The sequence below is a fragment of the Streptomyces pallidus (ex Mingjun et al. 2026) genome (genome assembly GCF_051550185.1).
Lineage (GTDB): Bacteria > Actinomycetota > Actinomycetes > Streptomycetales > Streptomycetaceae > Streptomyces.
This window is the reverse complement of record NZ_CP196181.1, coordinates 4,690,988-4,710,142: the sequence shown is the minus strand read 5'-3', so window position 1 is coordinate 4,710,142 and position 19,155 is coordinate 4,690,988. Positions and strand designations below refer to the sequence as shown.

Genomic DNA, 19,155 nt, shown 5'->3' with positions numbered 1-19,155 from the left:
GGCTCAGGCCGTACGCACGCCTGTACGGCCTCCTGCCCACGCGGTGAGGACGGTACGCGAGTGAAGGACAGCGCAGGCATACCCGACGCCACCGGGGCGGCAGGAGGCTCCCCGGAGCCTCCGCGCGACCGCCGGCGCCGGCTGCTGCGCTGGACCGCGGCCGGGGTCTCGCTGCTGGTGCTGGCCGGCGCCGGGGCGGGCTGGTGGCTGTACCGCAAGCTCGACGCGAACATCACCGAGGACACCTCGGCCGCGTCCGAGCTGGAGCGCTTCGAGCGGGAGCGTCCGACGGCAATCGCGGGCGGATCCCAGAACATCCTGCTGATCGGCTCGGACTCGCGCGCGGGCGCGGACAACTCCCGCTACGGGCGTGACGGGGGCGGGCAGCGCTCGGACACCGTGATCCTGCTGCACCTGCCCGCGGACCGGCGCAGCGCGACGGCGGTCTCGATCCCGCGGGACCTGATGACGGACGTCCCGAGCTGTCTGACGGCGGACGGGTCCCGCACCGCGGCGCAGTTCGTGCAGTTCAACTGGGCCTTCCAGTGGGGCGGGGCCGCCTGCACGATCCGCACGGTGGAGAAGCTGACCGGGATCCGGATCGATCACCACATGGTGATGGACTTCGGCGGGTTCAAGAAGATGGTGAACGCGGTCGGCGGGGTGGAGGTCTGCCTCAAACAGCCCATGAACGACACGGAGGCGCGGCTGCACCTCCCCGCGGGCCGGCAGACCCTGCGGGGCGAGCAGGCGCTCGGCTTCGTGCGCGCCCGCTACGGGCAGGGCGACGGCAGCGACACCGAACGGATGGACCGCCAGCAGCAGTTCCTCGGCTCGCTGGTGAAGAAGGTGCAGAGCAACGGGGTGTTGCTGAACCCCGGCAGGCTGTACCCGCTGTTGGACGCGGCGACGTCCTCGGTGACCACGGACGCCGGGCTGGCCTCGCTGCGCGGGCTGTACGAACTCGTCCGGGGCATGCGGGACATACCGACCGAGCAGGTGAAGTTCCTGACGGTACCGCGCCGTCCGTACGCGGCCAACCGGAACCGGGACGAGCTCGTGCAGCCCGATGCGGCCCGGCTGTTCCAGCGGCTGCGCGCGGACGCGCCCCTGACGGTGGCACCGCCGACGGAGGCGGACGGCCGAAAGGCGGACGGCCGGAAAGCCGACGGCCGGGAGCCCGACGGCGTACGGGCCGGGGCCGGCAGTGCCGAGCCGTCGCCGACCAGAACCGGAACGGCCCCCACACCCGTCCCCACCTTCACCGGCACCACCGCGGGGATGGCCGGCTGCCGGTAAAGCAATGCCAAAAGCCGGTGCACGAAGCGCGGGAGCTTAGGCGGTTTGCCCCGATATAAGGGGAGTGGAATTTGTCACCACCATGGTTTGACGTTGACCGGGGCGGATAAGGTGAGCGATCCGGTGCCCTGGCCAGCAAAGAGGCCGTGCACCAGCAGCCGGATCGTTGACCGGGCGTCTTGGGGGAGGCGCGTCGCGAGGCACCGACGGAGGATTCGAGCAACCGTGGATGCGCAGAGCCGTGGGCGGGCGGAGGAGATCGACCCCGCAGACCAGTGGGTGCTCAACCCCAGCACCGGCAATTACGAACTGCAACTGGATCAAAGCGCTCCGCAAGGGAAGCGCTCGATGACCTCCCCCCGCAGGTCCGCCGGCGCCCGTTCCGGCAAACCGGCCTCCCCCAAGAAGCCGGAGGCCCCGGAGTCCCCGGCCTCGCCGTCCCCGGCGGTCCCCGGGCCGCGCCGCGGCGAGACCCCGCCCGGCCGGCGCACCGGTCGGCCCCGCAAGGGCGGCACGGGCAGCGCCCGCCGCAAGCGGCTGATGGTGGTCACCGGTGGCACGCTCGCCTTCCTGCTGGTCGGCGGCTCGCTGGGCGCGTACCTGTACTACAACCACCTGAACGGCAACCTGAAGGTCACCGACATCGGCGACGCGGGCACGGGCGGCTTCAAGAAGGACCAGCCGATCAACATCCTCGTCATCGGCACCGACAAGCGCTCCGGCTCGGGTAACGAGGGCTACGGCGACGCGGACAGCCCCGGCCACGCCGACACGACGATCCTGTTCCACGTCTCCAAGGACCGCTCCAACGCCACCGCGCTGTCCATCCCCCGCGACCTGATCACGAACATCCCGGCCTGCCCCACCAAGCAGCCCGACGGGTCGATGAAGACGATCCCGGGCCAGCGGGGGACCCGCTTCAACACCAGCCTCGGCCAGGAGGGCCGCGACCCGGGCTGCACCATGCGCACGGTCAAGGAGCTCACCGGGATCACCGTCGACCACTTCATGATGGTCGACTTCAACGCGGTGAAGGTGCTGAGCACGGCCGTCGGCGGCGTCCCCGTCTGCCTGGACAAGGGCGTCGACGACAAGGACTCCAAGCTGAAGCTGGGCCCGGGCGAGCACCGGCTGCAGGGCGAGCAGGCCCTCGCCTTCGTACGGACCCGGCACGCCTTCGGCAACGAGAGCGACCTCGACCGCATCAAGACGCAGCAGCAGTTCCTGAGTTCGATGCTGCGCGAGATGAAGTCGAAGGAGACCCTGACCAGCCCGAAGAAGTTCTTCTCCCTCGCCGAGGCGGCCACCAAGTCGCTGAGCGTGGACTCGGGCATAGGGTCCATCGAGAAACTCACCAACCTCGCCGGTGAGTTGAAGGACATGAACCTCAAGAACGTCACCTTCACCACCCTGCCCGTGCTCGACAACCCGGCCGAGAAGGTGAAGGCCACCGTCGTCCTCAACAACGCGCTGGCCGACCCCCTGCTCCAGATGATCCGGGGGGACGTCTCGCTCACCGAGGTCGAGAAGAAGGAGCAGGCCGCCAACGCCGAGGCCAGGGCCAAGCAGGACGCGCTCCTGCAGGGCCCGCGCGCCGCGGCGAAGGACGTACGGGTGGACGTCTACAACGGCGGCGGGCCCTCGGGCTCGGCCTCCACCACCCTGACCTGGCTGCAGAACAGCAAGGGCGTCACCAAGGCGAGCAACCTCGGCAACGCGCCCGCCAAGCTGGATGCCACGCAGCTGGAGTTCGCCCCGAACCAGGCGGACCAGGCGCGGGCGCTGGCGGACATGATGGGCCTGCCGTCCACGGCGCTGAAGATGGGCACGGCCGACGCCGGGCCCCGGACCGCGATGAAGCTGACGCTCGGCGCGGACTTCAAGGGGGCGGGGATCTCCATGACGGCGCCGCAGAAGGCGCCCGAGGACATCCAGCGCGTCGAGGCGGACAAGGCGGTCTGCGCCAAGTAGCCGACCGGCCGGCCCCGGGCCGGCCATCAGCCCTGCGCCGGCGCGGCCGGCGCCACCACAGTCATGAAGTGATTTCGAGGGGGGACCTGTGAGGAACGACAGCACGCGGGGGGAGGGGGCGTCCGCCCGGCCGGCCGACGACATATCCGGCGGCCCCTCCGACGGGCCAGCCGTGCCCGCCGGCGGCGCGCCCGGCAAGGGGACGCCCGGCACCGGGACGCCCGGCACGGCGGGCACCGGCGTGCCTGCGCCCCGGCGCGGCAAGCGGCGCATCCTGCGCTGGACGGCCTCCGTCCTGGCGTTCCTCATACTCGCGACGGCGGCGGCGGGCTACCTCTACTACCGGCACCTCAACGGCAGCATCCAGACCGACGCGCTCAACCTCGGCGACAGCAAGCTGGGCGGCTCCAAGCCCAACGCCTTCGGCCAGACCCCGCTGAACATCCTCATCATCGGCTCCGACGCCCGCGACGGCGCGGAGAACCAGGCCCTCGGCGGCGCGAAGGAGACCTTCGACGGGCCGCCCCTCGCGGACGTGCAGATGCTGCTGCACCTGTCGGCGGACCGCTCCAACATGTCCGTGGTGTCCATGCCGCGCGACACGCTGCTGAAGATGCCCAAGTGCACCGAGCCGAACGGCAAGGTCCACCAGGCCAGCAGGGGCCTCGTGCAGACCAACGAGTCCCTCAGCCGCGGCGGCCCCGGCTGCACGGTCGCCACCTGGCAGGAGCTGACCAAGATCCCGGTCGATCACTTCATGATGATCGACTTCAAGGGCGTGGTGACCATGGCGGACGCCATCGGCGGCGTCCCGGTCTGCGTCCAGGAGAACGTGCACTCCCGCACCAGGGACGGCAAGGGCTCCGGCCTGAAGCTGCCCAAGGGCGAGAACGTCATCCAGGGCGAGGTGGCCCTGCAGTGGCTGCGCACCCGCTACGGCTTCGAGGACGGCACCGACATCGGCCGCGCCCACGCCCAGCACATGTACATGAACTCGATGGCCCGCGAGTTCCGCAAGAACGCCAAGCTGAGCAACCCGATGAAGCTCAACAGCCTGGCGCAGGCGGCCATCAAGGCCATGGTGGTCGACCCCGGCCTGAACAAGATCGACAAGCTGTACGACCTGAGCATGGAGCTCAAGAAGGTCGCCCCGGGCCGGATCACGATGACCACCATGCCGTGGATCTACAGCCCCTCGGACTCCGCCCGGGTCGAGCCCAAGCCGGGCGAGGCCGAGGACCTGTTCCGGATGATCCGTGAGGACATCCCGCTCGACGGCAAGGGCCCCGAGCACCCCGGCGGGGCGGCCTCCCCGGCCCCGTCCTCGTCGGCCCCGTCCTCGTCGGCCGCGGCGCCCGGCACCCCGGGCGGCGCCCCGGCGACGCCCTCACAGCCCGCCGTCGACCAGGCCGCCCCGCCCGCGAAGATCGCGATCACGGTGCGCAACGCCACCGGCGGCAGGGACGGTGCCCAGCCGAGGGTGAGGGACCGGGCCCTGCAGGTCGTCTCGGTGCTGGCCGGCAAGGGCTTCACCAAGGCCGTCTCCGACAACGTGACCGCGGCCGAGGACACCACCGTGGTCCGCTTCTCCAGCCCGGACCTGGCGGGTGACGCGGCGGCCGTGGCCACCGCGCTGGGCCTGCCGGCCTCGGCGGTGCAGAAGGTGGACGACGTCTCCGGGATCGTCCTGCTCGTGGGCAAGGACTGGCGGACCGGCAATGCGCCGACCCCGCCGCCTCCCGCTCCGACCAAGGCCCCCGACTCGGCGCGCCCGCTCAACGGCGACAACGACAAGGAGTGCATGGCGATCCAGCCGGGCTTCACCTGGTAGCCGGTGGCGTACGGTGCGCCGGCCGGCGCACCGTACGCAGGAACGGGGAAGGGGCCCGGTGCCGCGGCTGCACGACCACGGCACCGGGCCCCTTCCCGTGTGCGCCCGCCGCCGGGCCGCGGACGACGGGCGACGAGCGGCGCCTCAGGCCGCCGAGGGGTCCGGGCTCGGCGACGGTCGCCGGCTCGCGATGACCTTGTCCGCGAGCGAGCGCGGGCTGGTGAGGAAGCCGAAGCCCCACGACATGTGCATCGTGGCGATGGCCACCGGGATCTGCGCCCGCGCCCTGAGCGGGAGGCCCTTGCCCGCCGGGATCGAACCGAGCGCGATCCCCGCGAGGTAGCCGACCGGGACCGCGAAGGCCCAGGGGGTCACGGCCGCGCCCGCCACCACACCGGCCGCGACCGCGCAGACGGCGGTCGGCGGGGCCAGGTAGCGCATGTTGATCGAGCCCGCGTGGTAGCGGGCCACCACGTGCCGCCAGCGGCCGTAGTCCTTGTACTGCTTGGCCAGCGCCCGCACCGTGGGCCGCGGGCGGTACTGGACCTTCAGCTCGGGCGAGAACCAGATCAGCCCGCCGGCCTCGCGGATGCGGAAGTTCAGCTCCCAGTCCTGGGCCCGGATGAACTCCTCGTTGTAGCCGCCCGCCCGCTCCAGTGCCTCGCGCCGGAACACGCCCAGGTAGACCGTGTCCGCCGGGCCGGCCTCGCCACCGGTGTGGAAGGCCGCGTTGCCGACGCCGAGCTTCGAGGTCATCGCCGCGGCGACGGCCTCCTCCCAGGCGTTCTCGCCCTCGGCGTGCATGATGCCGCCGACGTTCTGCGCACCGGTCTCCTCCAGGAGGCGGACCGCGGTGGCGATGTAGTTCGGCGAGAGCATGCCGTGGCCGTCGACGCGCACCACGATCGGGTGGCGCGACGCCTTGATGGCGGCGTTGAGGGCGGCCGGGGTGCGGCCGGACGGGTTCGGAACGGTGACGACGCGGGGGTCCTCGCGTACGAGCTCGGCGGCGATCTCGTCGGTGCGGTCCGTGGACGGCCCCAGCGCGATCACCACCTCCATCTCACCGGCGTACTCCTGTCCGAGGATGTGGTGGACGGAGTTGCGCAGGTGGCGCTCCTCGTTGAGCACCGGCATGATCACCGAGACTGCGGGCTGCTGGGCGGGCATGTGGTCCTTCAAGGTCGGGTATCGGTGTCACGTTACCGCGTACGGGGGAAACGGGTGCGCGCCGCCTGATCGGTCAGGACCGAGGCTGATCGTATGGGCCTATTGTTCTGACGATCTGACCATTATGTCTGGTTCGCCTTATCTGGTCCGTCCCTGTCGGCCCGGCTCCCCCGCGGAGGTGTCCCCGTGCCCCAGCCACCCCGTCCGCCCCGACCCGCCCGGCCCGCGCACCTGCCCCCGCACCCGCGCCCGCGCCCGCGCCCGCAGCGCACCCGGCGCGGCCCGGCCCCGCACCGCCGCCGCGGCAACCGGGCCCGCGGCGGGCGGCCGCGGTGGGGGGTACGGCTGGCGGGCGGCCTGGCGGCGGTCGTCCTGGGCTCCGGGGCCGTCGGGCACGCGGTCATGACGGGCCTGGACACCGGGATCGAACGGGTGGACCCGTTCAAGGACATGAAGAACCGCCCCCAGGCCGGGCACGGCCTGAACTTCCTCCTCGTCGGCACCGACGGCCGCGACAGGATCAGCCGGGAGGACCGGCGCGAGTACCGCCTCGGCGGCGCCCCCTGCCACTGCACCGACACCGTGATGCTGGTGCACCTCTCGGCGGACCGGGCGCGCGCCAGCGTCGTCAGCCTGCCCCGCGACAGCTACGCCGAGCTGCCCGCGCACCGCGACGGCTCCACGGGGAAGCAGCACGGCCCGCACCCGGTGAAGCTGAACGCGGCCTACGCCGAGGGCGGCCCCCAGCTGACCGTGCGCACCGTCGAGCACATGACCCGCGTCAAGATCGACCACTACCTGGAGGTCGACTTCACCAGCTTCATGCGGACGGTCGACGCGATGGGCGGCGTGGAGATCTGCACCGCCAAGGTCCTCGACGACCGGAACACCGGCCTGCACCTGCTGCCCGGCACCCACCGGCTCAGCGGCGGCCAGGCCCTGCAGTACGTGCGTTCCCGCCACGTGGACGGCGCCGCCGACCTCGGCCGGATGCAGCGCCAGCAGCGGTTCGTGGCCGCCCTCATCAAACAGGCCACCACCGGCGGGGTACTGCTGAACCCGGTGAAGTTCAAGCAGGTCAGCTCCACCCTGCTCGGCTCGGTACGGGCCGACCCCGGCTTCGGCGCCGAGCAGATGCTGGCCCTCGGCCAGGCCATGCGCGACTTCTCCCCGTCCTCTTCGGAGTTCGCCTCCGTGCCGGTCGGGAACCCGTCCTTCCCGGTCAAGGGCATCGGCTCCACCGTGAAGTGGGACGAGCCGAGGTCCGCCGAGCTCTTCGAGGCGCTGCGCCAGGACCGCCCGCTGACCCCCGGCCCGGCCCCCGGGCCCGGGCGGTCCGCCCGCCCGCAGCAGCCGCCCGCGGTGCCCGTGGACGTACCTCCGGAGCGGATCCGGGTCCGGGTCGAGAACGGGACCCGGATCGACGGGCTGGGCGGCCGGGTGGACGCGGCCCTGCGCGCCACCGGCTTCGACACCACCGGCACCCCGGGCAACGGGGCCGGCCGCGGCGTCAGGCGCACGGTGATCGCGTACGACCCGCGCTGGGACCGCTCCGCCCGTACGGTGTCCGCCGCGCTGCCGGGCAGCGAGCTGCGGGCCGTGCCGGGGCAGGGCCGCACCGTGCTGGTGATCGCCGGCACGGACTACGAGAAGGTCGTGCCGGTCCGGCCGGAGGACCCGCACGAGGGAGGGTTCGGGGTGGTCACCGGCGACCAGGTGGTCTGTGCCAAGTAGGACGAGCGGCAGGGGGCGGGCGGCAGGAGGCGGGCGGCCCGGCGCCGCCGGGTCAGTCGTCGAAGCCCTGGGCGGCCCGCTCCTCGCGCAGCGCCATGATCGCCCTGCGCCGGGCGAGCCGGTGCGTGCGGCGGATCATCGCCTCCTGGTAGCGCCGCTTGTCCTGGTCGGTCTCGGGGACCACGGGCGGGACGGTGCGCGGCTTGCCCTCGCCGTCCACGGCCGTGAAGACGAGGTAGGCGCTGCCGACCTGGGTGGCGGGGGTGGACTCGTTCCACCGCTCGGCCAGGACCCGGACACCGATCTCCATCGAGGACCGGCCGGTCCAGTTGACCTGCGCCTTGACGTGAACCAGGTCACCCACGCGGACCGGGGCGAGGAAGGCCATCTCGTCCATGGAGGCGGTCACGGCCGCGCCGCCCGAGTGGCGGCCGGCGACGGCGCCCGCCGCGTCGTCAACGAGTTTCATGATCACGCCACCGTGCACCGTGCCCAGGAGATTGGTGTCGTTGGCGGTCATGATGTGGCTGAGAGTGGTCCGCGAGGCCGCGGTGGGCTTCCCCTGCAGGGCACCCGTCGTCGCGCCCGGTATCTGTGTCATACCGCTACCTTAAAGGCGGCCCGGATGCATCAGCTGTGCAACAGCACCGGCACGAAGCTCCGCCCGGACTGTCGTGCACCTCCTGCGACCGGGCATCCTATGCGGCATGAACGAGTGGCCGGATGGGCGCGGTGGCAGCCGCGAGGACGGGTACGGGCGCGGCAGCGCGCAGGCACAGCCGGAGGGCGCCCGGCGGATGCCGCACGTCCAGCGCCGCGGGCCGGCACTGCCCCCGCAGCCGCAGCAGCCCCAGCGGCCCCCGCAGCCCCCGCAGCCCCCGGCGGGGCGGCCGGGCCGGCCGCCGGCGCCCGCGTACGGGGTGCCGCAGCAGCAGTCCCACGGCCAGGACACGTACGGCGGCTACGACAGCGGCTACAACACCGGCCAGGTCTACGGCTCGCCGCAGCGCAGCCCGCAGCACCCGGGCGGCCCCGGGGGTCACGGGGGTCCCGGCGGGCCGGGGCAGCCGCCGTCGGCCCGGCCCGGCGGACCCGGTCCCGCCGCCGCCCCGGACTGGCGCCGACGCATCAAGATCGGCTCGATCGTCCTGGCCACGGCCCTGGTGGTGACCACCGTCGGCACCTACTTCTGGGCCGACTCCAAGGTGCGCCGCGAGGTCGACCTCTCCAAGGTCATCGAGCGCCCGAAGGACGACGACTGCACGACGTACCTGATCGTCGGCTCCGACAGCCGCGAGGGCATGTCCGACGAGGAGAAGAAGAAGCTCCACACGGGCTCCGCCGAGGGCAAGCGCACCGACTCGATGATGATCCTGGCGGCCTGCTCCGGCGGGAACACCATGATCTCGCTGCCGCGCGACTCGGACGTGGAGATCCCCTCCTTCGTCGGCTCGCAGTCCGGCAAGAAGTACCCGGCGACGGGCAAGCACACCAAGCTCAACGCCGCGTACGCGGACGACGGCCCGGAGCTGCTGGTCCGCACCGTCGAGCACAACACGGGCCTGCGCATCGACCACTACGCCGAGATCGGCTTCGCGGGCTTCGCGAACATCGTCGACGCGCTCGGCGGCGTCGACATGAACATCGAGAAGGGCTTCAAGGACGAGAAGTCCGGCGCCGACTTCAAGGCCGGCGAGCAGACCCTCAACGGCGAGCAGGCCCTGGCCTTCGTCCGCACCCGGTACGCCTTCGCCGAGTCCGACCTGGCCCGGACGAAGAACCAGCAGAAGTTCCTGGCGGCCCTGGCCAGCCAGGCGGCCACCCCCGGCACCGTCCTCAACCCGTTCAAGCTGTACCCGGTGCTGGGCGCCGGGCTGGACACGCTGATCGTGGACAAGGACATGGGCCTGTGGGACATGGGCGAGATGTTCTTCGCGATGAAGGGCATCAGCGGCGGCAGCGGCACCTCGATGAACATGCCGATCGCGGGCGAGCGCGGCGGGAACCTGCTCTGGGACAAGCCGAAGGTCAAGCAGATCGTCCAGCAGATCCAGAACGGCGAGAAGGTCACCGTCACCGGCAACTGACCCTGCGGGCCGTACGCCGACGGCCCCTGCCCCGGCATCGCGGAGCAGGGGCCGTCGGCGTCTTCCGGTACCGGGCGGGGCGGGCGGCTCAGCCGTCCGCGGAGAAGCGGAGCGCCTTGGGGGGCAGCTCGGCGCGGCACCAGACGCGGGCGCCGGCCCGCAGCTCGTTGTCCGCGCCGATGACGGCGCCGTCGCCGACGACCGAGGCGTCGAGCACGGTGCGCGGGCCGACGGTGGCGCCGACGCCGATCAGGCTGGCGCTGACCTGCGTGTCCGGCCCGATGACGGCGTCGTCGAGGACGATGGACCCGGTCACGACCGCGCCCGCCCCGACGGTGGCCCCCGCGCCGACGACGGTGCCGCCGGAGAGCCGGGCACCGGGCTCGACCCGGGCGCCCGGCAGGACGAGGGACTCGCCGCGCGGCCCGGGGACGGCCGGCGAGGCCACGACGCCGCGGACCAGGTCGGCGGAGGCCTGGACGAAGGACTCGGGCCTGCCGAGGTCCAGCCAGTACGTGTTCTCGGTGACGCCGTGCAGCAGGGCGCCGTCGGCGAGGAGGCCGGGGAAGGTCTCGCGCTCGACGGAGACGGGCCGGTCGGCCGGGATGGAGTCGATCACGCTGCGCCGGAAGACGTAGCAGCCGGCGTTGACCTGGTCGGTGATGATCTCCTCGGGGGCCTGCGGCTTCTCGGTGAAGGCCAGCACCCGCCCGTCGGGGTCGGTGGGGACCAGGCCGAACGCGCGCGGGTCCTCGACCTGCACCAGGTGCAGGGTGACGTCGGCGGAGGCGGCCCGGTGGGCGTCGACGAGGCCGGCGATGTCGAGGCCGGTGAGGATGTCGCCGTTGAAGACGAGGACCGGGTCGTCGGGCCCGCCCCGGAGGCGGCGGGCGGCGTTGCGGATGGCTCCGCCGGTGCCGAGGGGCTCGTCCTCGACGACGTACTCCAGCTGTACGCCGAAGGCGGAGCCGTCGCCGAAGTACGGCTCGAAGACCTCGGCCAGGTAGCAGGTGGCCATCACGATGTGCGTGACGCCGGCGGCCCGCGCCCGGGCTATCTGGTGTGCCAGGAACGGCACACCGGCCGCCCGCACCATGGGCTTCGGGGTGTTCACCGTCACGGGGCGCAGCCGCGTCCCCTGCCCGCCGACCAGCAGGATCGCTTCCAAATTCCTTCTCCCCACCCGGTCCGGGCCTATGAAGCTCCAAAGCTAACCCATCCCCGCCCGCCGCCCGCCGCGCGGCGCACGAATCGTGACCGGGCCCCGTGCGGGCCCGCCACCTGGGCTTCTACCGCCCGCGCGCCGGGCGCGGGCAGCGCAGCGCCCCCGCCGCGTCGCGGCGGGGGCGCTGTCGCGAGGAGGGGGCCCTACGGCAGGTTGCGGGCCATGACGATCCGCTGGACCTGGTTCGTGCCTTCGTAGATCTGCGTGATCTTGGCGTCGCGCATCATGCGCTCGACCGGGTAGTCACGGGTGTAGCCGTAGCCGCCGAGGAGCTGGACGGCGTCCGTGGTGACCTCCATGGCCACGTCGGAGGCGAAGCACTTGGCCGCGGCGCCGAGGTAGGTCAGGTCGGCGTCGCCGCGCTCGGAGGCGGCGGCGGCCTGGTAGGTCAGGGCGCGGGCGGCCGAGATCTTCATGGCCATGTCCGCGAGCATGAACTGGATGCCCTGGAAGTCGGCGATCGGCTTGCCGAACTGCTTGCGCTCCTGGACGTAGCCCTTGGCGTAGTCGAGGGCGCCCTGCGCGATGCCGAGGGCCTGGGCCGCGATGGTGATGCGGGTGTGGTCCAGGGTCTTCATGGCGGTGGCGAAGCCGGTGCCCTCGGCGCCGATCATGCGGTCGGCCGGGATCCGGACGTTGTCGAGGTAGACCTCGCGGGTCGGGGAGCCCTTGATGCCGAGCTTCTTCTCCGGGGCGCCGAAGGAGACGCCCTCGTCGCTCTTCTCGACCACGAAGGCGGAGATCCCCTTGGAGCGCTTCTCCGGGTCGGTGACGGCCATGACCGTGTAGAAGTCGGAGACGCCCGCGTTGGTGATCCAGCGCTTGACGCCGTTGAGGACCCAGAAGTCGCCGTCGCGGACCGCGCGGGTCTTCATGCCGGCCGCGTCCGAACCGGCGTCCGGCTCGGAGAGGCAGTACGAGAACATCGCGTCGCCCTTGGCGAGCGGCGTGAGGTACTTGGCCTTGAGCTCCTCGGAGCCGGAGAGGATCACCGGGAGGGAGCCGAGCTTGTTGACGGCCGGGATCAGGGAGGAGGACGCGCAGACGCGGGCCACTTCCTCGATCACGATGACGGTGGCGAGGGCGTCGGCGCCCGCACCGCCGTAGCTCTCCGGGACGTGCACGGCGTGCAGGTCGTTGGCGACCAGCGCGTCCAGCGCCTCCTGGGGGAAGCGGGCTTCCTCGTCGACCGCCGCGGCGAACGGGAGGATCTTGGCCTCGCAGAGCGAGCGGACGGACTCGCGGAGCATGTCGTGCTCCTCGGCCGGGCGGTACAGGTCGAAGTCGGCAGAACCCGCCAAGATCTCTCACTCCCCAAGCTGAAGCGTGCGCTCAGTCATTGCTAACTACCGTTAAGTAACCCAAATCTTAGTGGTCGGCGTCCGCACAGCGATATGTACGCGGCACGTGAGCTGCACGACAGCCACCGGCACCGGTGAGGCCTCCCGGTGCTCCTGGGAAACGTCCCCCCTGACCGGCCCGACTATGCTCAGTTGCCGCAAACGGCCCCGCACCTCTGGAGCACCCATGGCCCCCCTCAGGATCACAGTGATCGGCACCGGCTACCTCGGCGCCACGCACGCCGCGGCGATGGCCGAGCTGGGCTTCGAGGTGCTCGGGCTCGACGTGGTCCCGGAGAAGATCGAGATGCTGGCGGCCGGGCGCGTGCCGATGTACGAGCCCGGGCTGGAGGAGCTGCTCTCCGCGCACGTCGCCGGACTGCCCGGCTCCACCGGTCGGCTGCGCTTCACGCAGTCCTGGGAGGAGGTCGGCGCCTTCGGCGACGTCCACTTCATCTGCGTCAACACCCCGCAGAAGCACGGCGAGTACGCGTGTGACATGTCCTACGTGGACTCCGCCGTGGAATCCCTCGCCCCGCACCTGACCCGGGCCGCGCTCGTCGTCGGCAAGTCCACCGTGCCCGTGGGCTCGGCGGAGCGGCTCGCCACCAAGCTGGCCGAGCTGGCCCCCGCCGGCGACGAGGTCGAACTCGCCTGGAACCCGGAGTTCCTGCGCGAGGGCTTCGCCGTCCAGGACACCCTTCACCCGGACCGGATCGTCGTCGGCGTCCAGGGCGACCGCGGCGAGAAGCTGCTGCGCGAGGTGTACGCGACACCGATGGCGGAGGGGTCACCGCTCGTGGTGACCGACTTCCCGACGGCCGAGCTCGTGAAGACCGCCGCCAACTCCTTCCTCGCGACGAAGATCTCCTTCATCAACGCGATGGCCGAGGTGTGCGAGGCCGCCGGCGGCGACGTCGTGAAGCTCGCCGAGGCCATCGGCCACGACGAGCGCATCGGCGCCAAGTTCCTGCGCGCCGGCATCGGCTTCGGCGGCGGCTGCCTGCCCAAGGACATCCGCGCGTTCATGGCGCGCGCCGGCGAGCTCGGCGCCGACCAGGCGCTGACGTTCCTGCGCGAGGTCGACTCCATCAACATGCGGCGCCGCGGCCACATGGTGGAGCTGGCCCGGGAGGCGGTCGGCGGCGCGTTCCTCGGCAAGCGGGTCGCCGTGCTCGGCGCCACCTTCAAGCCGGACTCCGACGACGTGCGCGACTCGCCCGCCCTGAACGTGGCCGGGCAGATCCACCTCCAGGGCGGCCAGGTCACCGTCTACGACCCCAAGGGCATGGACAACGCCCGCCGCGTCTTCCCCACCCTCGCCTACGCGGACTCGGCCGTGGAGGCGGCCCGCGGGGCGGACGTGGTCCTGCACCTCACCGAGTGGCGCGAGTTCCGCGACCTCGACCCGGCGGAGCTCGGCGCGGTCGTCTCCGACCGGCTGCTCCTCGACGGGCGCAACGCCCTGGACGCGGCGCACTGGCGCGCGGCCGGGTGGACCTACCGGGCCATGGGCCGACCGCGCGCCTGACCCGGTCGCCCGCCCGCCGGGCCCGGGGCGCCTGCACTGCGGGCCACAGCACTAGGTGGGTCTGCGGTGTTGGGCGGCGCGGGCCGTGAACTCCGCGTCGCGCAGCACCCGCTGGGCGTTGCCCCAGGTCAGCAGGGACAGGTCGGACTCCGGCCAGCCCCGGTCCACGAGTTCCGCGACCAGCCTCGGGTAGCCGGAGGGGTCGGTCAGGCCGGTCGGGCGGGGCGTGCCGTGCTCGGTGCCGAAGGAGGCGCCGAGCCCCACGCAGTGGGGGCCGGCGACGGCCCGGAGGTGCTCCAGGTGGTCGGCGACCGCGTGCAGGGAGTCCCCGGTCTGCGCGGTGTCGAACGTGACCATCGCGAGGCCGCCGGCGGCGCGGAGCGCGAGCAGCACCTCGTCGGTGACGTTGCCCGGATGGTCGTTCAGCGCGGCCGCCGCGGTGTGGGAGACGATCACGGGGGCCTTGGAGGCGCCGGCGATCTGGCAGGCCACCACCGGCGGGCACCCGGTCAGGTCCAGCAGCATCGCGAGCCGGTTCGTCTCCCTGACCACCTCGTGGCCGAAGGCGGTCAGGCCCTCCTGCGCCCAGGGCGCCCCCGCCGGTGCGAGGATCCGTACGCCCAGCGCGTGGAAGGCGTGCAACGCGCCGAGGGAGCCGATGAGCGCCCGGCCGGTCACGGGGCCCAGGAACGAGGCGATCCGGCCGCGGTTGCGGGCGTCGGCCATGTCGTCGGCGGTCAGCGCCAGGCAGAGGCTGTCGGGGTAGCGGGCCACGAAGGCGCGGGCGTGGTCGATCTGCTCGAGGGTGTCGGACACCACCTGGTCGGGGACGGCGGCGTCGTGCGGCATCATCAGCGACCAGAACTGCGCGCCGACCCCGCCGGCGCGCAGCCGGGGGATGTCGGTGTCGACGCCCGGGTCGGTGGTGTCGATGTCGTGGTACGGGCTCTGGCGCAGGGTCCAGACGAGGGTGTTGTGGCCGTCTGCCACGGGATGCACGGACAGCAGCGCGGCGGCCCGTTCGAGCGAGCCGGCCGGTACCACGGCGGGAAGGTCCTCGGCTCCGACGGAGCCGGGGCCCGGCAGGGCCGTGTCGAGCGTGTACGCGGGATTCCCGGCGTGCGGTTCGTCCTGCAGGTCGGCCATGGATGCGCTCCGGTCTCGGCGGCAGCAGGGGGAGGTGCTGCCACGGTGACACGCGGGGCGCCCCGGTCGCCCGGCGGATGTGGCGTTCGGGTGTAGGCCGCGGGCCGACCCGCAGGTAGCGCGGCGGGCCACCGGGCGGGCGGCGTAACGGGCCCGCCGGTGCGGACGGGCCGCACGGGCGGCCCGCCCGTGCGGCCGCGCGGTTACGGCTGCGGGTGCAGCACCGCGTTGGAGGGGCCCCGGGACGCCGACAGCTCCCGCGCCACCGCCTCCGCGTCGCGCAGCGCCCGTACCGCGTTGGACCAGGTCAGCTTGGCCAGGTCGGTCTGCGACCAGCCGCGGTGCAGGAGTTCCGCGATGAGGTTCGGGTAGCCGGCGACGTCGTCCAGCCCGGCGGGGGTGAAGGCCGTGCCGTCGAAGTCGCCGCCGATGCCGATGTGGTCGACGCCGGCGACCTCGCGCATGTGGTCGAGGTGGTCGGCCACCGTGGCCGCGGTGGCCACCGGGCGGGGGTGACCGGCCTCGAAGGCCCGGTGCAGGGCCATCGCCTCGGGGGTGGTGTCGAGGTGGTGGAAGCCGTGCGCGCGGAGGTTCTCGTCGGCGGCTAGGGTCCACTCGACCGCCGCCGGGAGGATGAACTTCGGCACGAACGTGGCCATGGCCACCCCGCCGTTGGCGGGCAGCCGCTCCAGCACGTCGTCCGGGACGTTGCGCGGGTGGTCGCAGACGGCCCGCGCCGACGAGTGCGAGAAGATCACCGGCGCGGTCGAGGTCTCGATGGCGTCCCGCATCGTCGTCGCCGCGACGTGCGAGAGGTCGACGAGCATGCCGGTCCGGTTCATCTCGCGGACGACCTCTCGGCCGAAGTCCGTCAGGCCGCCGTGCCGGGCCTCGTCGGTCGCCGAGTCGGCCCAGTCGATGGTGTCGTTGTGGGTGAGGGTCATGTACCGCACGCCCAGCTGGTGCAGGGCGCGCAGGGTGGCCAGCGAGTTGTTGATGGAGTGGCCGCCCTCGGCGCCCATCAGCGAGGCGATCCGGCCGTCGGCGCGGGCCGCCTCCATGTCGTCCGCCGTCAGCGCCCGCACCAGGTCCGCCGGATAACGGTCGATCAGCTGCGCGACCGCGTCGATCTGCTCCAGGGTGGCGCTGACCGCCTGGTCACCCGTGTAGTCGGAGCGGACGTACACCGACCAGAACTGCGCCCCGACCCCGCCGGCGCGCAGCCGCGGGATGTCGGTGTGCAGGTGGTCCGACTGGTCGCCGGCGAGGTCGCGGCGCCCCAGGTCGTAGCGCACCTGCTGGCGCAGCGCCCAGGGCAGGTCGTTGTGTCCGTCGACGACGGGGTGTTCGGCGAGCAGGGCGCGGGCCCTGGCGAGCCGGTCCGCGGCCGCGGCGCTCACTTGCCGAACCCGAAGGACTCCGCGCCGGCGACCTTGGCCCGCAGCCGCTTGCCCTTCTCGGTGGCCTGGTCGTTCAGCTCCTGCTGGAAGTCGCGCATCCGGCCGAGCAGCTCGGGGTCGTGGGCGGCGAGCATCCGCACGGCGAGGAGGCCGGCGTTGCGGGCCCCGGCGACGGAGACGGTGGCGACGGGCACCCCGGCGGGCATCTGCACGATCGACAGCAGGGAGTCCATGCCGTCGAGGTACTTCAGCGGCACGGGCACGCCGATGACGGGCAGCGGAGTCACGGAGGCGAGCATGCCGGGCAGGTGGGCGGCCCCGCCCGCACCGGCGATGATCGCCTTCAGGCCGCGGCCGGCGGCCTGCTCCCCGTACGCGACCATCTCGCGGGGCATGCGGTGTGCGGAGACGACGTCGACCTCGTAGGGGATCTCGAACTCGTCGAGGGCCTGGGCGGCGGCCTCCATGACGGGCCAGTCGGAGTCCGAGCCCATGACGATGCCGATGACGGGGGCGGTGCCCTCGGTGCTGGGGGTGCTCATTCGGTGATGGTTCCTCTGAGGTAGCCGGCAGCGTGACGTGCGCGCTCCAGCACATCGTCCAGGTCGTCGCCGTAGGTGTTGACGTGGCCGACCTTGCGGCCGTGCTTCACGTCCTTGCCGTACATGTGGATCTTGACCTGTGGGTCGTGGGCCATGCAGTGCAGGTACCCCGCGTACATGTCGGGGTAGTCGCCGCCGAGGACGTTCGCCATGACCGTCCAGCGGGCGCGGGGGCGCGGGTCGCCCAGGGGGAGGTCCAGGACCGCGCGGACGTGGTTGGCGAACTGGGAGGTGACGGCGCCGTCCTGGGTCCAGTGGCCGCTGTTGTGCGGGCGCATGGCCAGCTCGTTGACGAGGATCCGGCCGTCGGTGGTCTCGAAGAGCTCCACCGCCAGGTGGCCGGTCACGCCGAGCTCCTTGGCGATGCGCAGGGCTAGCGCCTGGGCCTCGCCCGCGAGCTCCTCGGAGAGGTTCGGGGCGGGGGCGATCACGGTGTCGCAGACGCCGTCGACCTGGATGGACTCCACGACGGGGTAGGCGACGGCCTGGCCGTGCGGGGAGCGGACGATGTTCGCCGCGAGCTCGCGGACGTAGTCGACCTTCTCCTCGGCGAGGACGGGGACGCCCGCCTTGAAGGGGGCCTCGGCGTCCTCGGGGGTGCGGACGAACCACACGCCCTTGCCGTCGTAGCCGCCGCGCACGGTCTTGAGGATGACGGGGAAGCCGCCGACCTCCTCGGCGAAGGCCGCCACGTCCGCCGGGTCCTCGACGATGCGGTGGCGGGGGCTGGGAGCGCCGATCGCGTCGAGCCGGGCGCGCATCACCCCCTTGTCCTGGGCGTGCACCAAGGCGTCGGGCCCCGGCCGGACGGGGACGCCGTCCGCTTCCAGGGCCCGCAGGTGCTCGGTGGGCACGTGCTCGTGGTCGAAGGTGATCACGTCGCAGCCGCGGGCGAAGGCGCGCAGCGTCTCCAGGTCGCGGTAGTCGCCGATGACGACGTCGCTCACGACCTGGGCCGCCGAGTCCTGCGGGGTGTCACTGAGGATCTTGAACTTGATGCCGAGGGGGATGCCCGCCTCGTGGGTCATACGGGCGAGCTGACCGCCACCGACCATGCCGACTACCGGGAACGTCACCCCTCCAGAGTATCGGCCGGTTTTTCGCCATACGGACGCGGGCCCGCCCGGTACTCGTAGCAATCTCCCGTGCGCCCTGCGTCGCGCCGCTGGAGGAACACACAGGGCCGGAAGGCACAGACGACCCGATGGGGTGACACTTAGCATGGGTGGGCCGACCGAGAAGCGAGTGACGCTCCCGCGCGCGGGGGCGGCGACGGACAGGACCGACCATTAGATGAGCACGCCGGAGCAGGGATCCGCTCTCGAACGCGTACGCGGGCTCGCGCGCGAGATCGCCAAGTTCGGGGCCGTCGGGGGCCTGGGCGTACTGGTCAACCTGGGTGTCTTCAACCTCATCCGGCACACCACGGACCTCCAGGTGGTGCGGGCGAGCGTCCTGGCCACCGTCGTCGCGATCCTCACCAACTACATGGGCTTCCGGTATTTCGCCTACCGGGACCGCGCTCATTCGGGGAGCTCCCGCGAACTGCCGCTGTTCCTGGCGTTCAGCCTGATCGGGCTCGTTATCGAGAACGGCGTGCTGTACACGGCGACGTACGGGTTCGGCTGGGACGGCCGGCTCGCGACGAACCTGTTCAAGTTCATCGGCATCGGCACCGCCACCGTCTTCCGCTTCTGGTCCTACCGGACCTGGGTGTTCAAGGCCCTCCCGGCGGCACACGCGCCCGAATCCGCCCGCGGCCGCACCGCGACCGCGGCTGCCGCCTCCGAGCCGGCGCCGGAGCCCGCGGGCAAGTGAC

15 protein-coding genes are annotated in these 19,155 nt (G+C 72.4%); 7 read left to right on the top strand and 8 right to left on the bottom strand.

From position 1 onward, the window contains the following. The first annotated feature begins 60 nt into the window (after positions 1-60). From ACSHWO_RS20810 to ACSHWO_RS20800, 3 genes are all read left to right on the top strand, one after another. Complete coding sequence (locus ACSHWO_RS20810) at positions 61-1,299, top strand: LCP family protein (protein WP_438313703.1); 1,239 nt, start codon at positions 61-63, stop codon at positions 1,297-1,299. 225 nt (positions 1,300-1,524) lie between these two features. Next, positions 1,525-3,270, top strand: a complete 1,746-nt coding sequence (locus tag ACSHWO_RS20805) for an LCP family protein (RefSeq protein ID WP_385844603.1) — start codon at positions 1,525-1,527, stop codon at positions 3,268-3,270. An 88-nt stretch (positions 3,271-3,358) separates the two neighbouring features. Then, complete coding sequence (locus ACSHWO_RS20800; RefSeq protein WP_438313699.1) at positions 3,359-5,101, top strand: LCP family protein; 1,743 nt, start codon at positions 3,359-3,361, stop codon at positions 5,099-5,101. A gap of 144 nt (positions 5,102-5,245) precedes the next feature. Here ACSHWO_RS20800 and ACSHWO_RS20795 read toward each other — a convergent pair whose 3' ends face one another. Then, positions 5,246-6,271, bottom strand: a complete 1,026-nt coding sequence (locus tag ACSHWO_RS20795; RefSeq protein WP_438313696.1) for a glycosyltransferase family 2 protein — start codon at positions 6,269-6,271, stop codon at positions 5,246-5,248. Between the two features lie 186 nt (positions 6,272-6,457). On the opposite strand from ACSHWO_RS20795, the gene ACSHWO_RS20790 reads away from it, so the two are divergent. Next, entirely contained in the window at positions 6,458-8,005 is a 1,548-nt protein-coding gene (locus tag ACSHWO_RS20790) for an LCP family protein (protein WP_438313693.1), read from the top strand. 52 nt (positions 8,006-8,057) lie between these two features. Here ACSHWO_RS20790 and ACSHWO_RS20785 read toward each other — a convergent pair whose 3' ends face one another. Beyond that, a complete protein-coding gene (locus ACSHWO_RS20785) occupies positions 8,058-8,606 on the bottom strand; it encodes an acyl-CoA thioesterase (protein WP_361100092.1) in 549 nt (182 codons plus the stop codon). A gap of 106 nt (positions 8,607-8,712) precedes the next feature. On the opposite strand from ACSHWO_RS20785, the gene ACSHWO_RS20780 reads away from it, so the two are divergent. Beyond that, complete coding sequence (locus tag ACSHWO_RS20780; RefSeq protein WP_438313690.1) at positions 8,713-10,092, top strand: LCP family protein; 1,380 nt, start codon at positions 8,713-8,715, stop codon at positions 10,090-10,092. Positions 10,093-10,180: 88 nt separating this feature from the next. Here ACSHWO_RS20780 and ACSHWO_RS20775 read toward each other — a convergent pair whose 3' ends face one another. After that, a complete protein-coding gene (locus ACSHWO_RS20775) occupies positions 10,181-11,260 on the bottom strand; it encodes a sugar phosphate nucleotidyltransferase (protein ID WP_438313687.1) in 1,080 nt (359 codons plus the stop codon). A 200-nt stretch (positions 11,261-11,460) separates the two neighbouring features. Beyond that, positions 11,461-12,618 carry an acyl-CoA dehydrogenase gene (locus tag ACSHWO_RS20770; protein WP_361100084.1) on the bottom strand — a complete coding sequence of 386 codons (1,158 nt, stop codon included), beginning with the start codon at positions 12,616-12,618 and terminating at the stop codon, positions 11,461-11,463. A gap of 226 nt (positions 12,619-12,844) precedes the next feature. Between ACSHWO_RS20770 and ACSHWO_RS20765 the strand changes: the two genes are divergently transcribed. Next, the gene (locus ACSHWO_RS20765; protein ID WP_361100081.1) at positions 12,845-14,188 is read left to right on the top strand and encodes a UDP-glucose dehydrogenase family protein; all 1,344 of its coding nucleotides are present in this window, start codon (positions 12,845-12,847) and stop codon (positions 14,186-14,188) included. Between the two features lie 51 nt (positions 14,189-14,239). Here ACSHWO_RS20765 and ACSHWO_RS20760 read toward each other — a convergent pair whose 3' ends face one another. The 4 genes from ACSHWO_RS20760 to ACSHWO_RS20745 form a co-directional block, all read right to left on the bottom strand. After that, the gene (locus ACSHWO_RS20760; RefSeq protein ID WP_438313683.1) at positions 14,240-15,334 is read right to left on the bottom strand and encodes a membrane dipeptidase; all 1,095 of its coding nucleotides are present in this window, start codon (positions 15,332-15,334) and stop codon (positions 14,240-14,242) included. 203 nt (positions 15,335-15,537) lie between these two features. Continuing rightward, positions 15,538-16,734 (bottom strand): dipeptidase, encoded by a 1,197-nt coding sequence (locus ACSHWO_RS20755; RefSeq protein WP_438313680.1) that lies wholly within the window; start codon positions 16,732-16,734, stop codon positions 15,538-15,540. Beyond that, positions 16,731-17,276, bottom strand: coding sequence for a 5-(carboxyamino)imidazole ribonucleotide mutase (gene purE, locus ACSHWO_RS20750; protein ID WP_361100072.1), 546 nt, complete (start codon positions 17,274-17,276; stop codon positions 16,731-16,733). Before purE ends, ACSHWO_RS20755 begins: the two co-directional genes overlap by 4 nt. After that, positions 17,273-18,412, bottom strand: a complete 1,140-nt coding sequence (locus tag ACSHWO_RS20745; protein WP_361100069.1) for a 5-(carboxyamino)imidazole ribonucleotide synthase — start codon at positions 18,410-18,412, stop codon at positions 17,273-17,275. The genes purE and ACSHWO_RS20745 overlap by 4 nt, the downstream gene beginning before the upstream one ends. Before the next feature lie 217 nt (positions 18,413-18,629). Between ACSHWO_RS20745 and ACSHWO_RS20740 the strand changes: the two genes are divergently transcribed. Continuing rightward, complete coding sequence (locus tag ACSHWO_RS20740; RefSeq protein WP_385844635.1) at positions 18,630-19,154, top strand: GtrA family protein; 525 nt, start codon at positions 18,630-18,632, stop codon at positions 19,152-19,154. Position 19,155 lies beyond the last annotated feature (1 nt).

What these genes read in the sequence shown, in the direction of transcription:
- ACSHWO_RS20795 (WP_438313696.1), bottom strand. Translation starts at nt 6,271, where the DNA reads ATGCCCGCCCAGCAGCCCGCAGTCTCGGTGATCATGCCGGTGCTCAAC.
- ACSHWO_RS20785 (WP_361100092.1), bottom strand. Translation starts at nt 8,606, where the DNA reads ATGACACAGATACCGGGCGCGACGACGGGTGCCCTGCAGGGGAAGCCC.
- ACSHWO_RS20780 (WP_438313690.1), top strand. Translation starts at nt 8,713, where the DNA reads ATGAACGAGTGGCCGGATGGGCGCGGTGGCAGCCGCGAGGACGGGTAC.
- ACSHWO_RS20765 (WP_361100081.1), top strand. Translation starts at nt 12,845, where the DNA reads ATGGCCCCCCTCAGGATCACAGTGATCGGCACCGGCTACCTCGGCGCC.
- ACSHWO_RS20760 (WP_438313683.1), bottom strand. Translation starts at nt 15,334, where the DNA reads ATGGCCGACCTGCAGGACGAACCGCACGCCGGGAATCCCGCGTACACG.
- purE (WP_361100072.1), bottom strand. Translation starts at nt 17,276, where the DNA reads ATGAGCACCCCCAGCACCGAGGGCACCGCCCCCGTCATCGGCATCGTC.
- ACSHWO_RS20740 (WP_385844635.1), top strand. Translation starts at nt 18,630, where the DNA reads ATGAGCACGCCGGAGCAGGGATCCGCTCTCGAACGCGTACGCGGGCTC.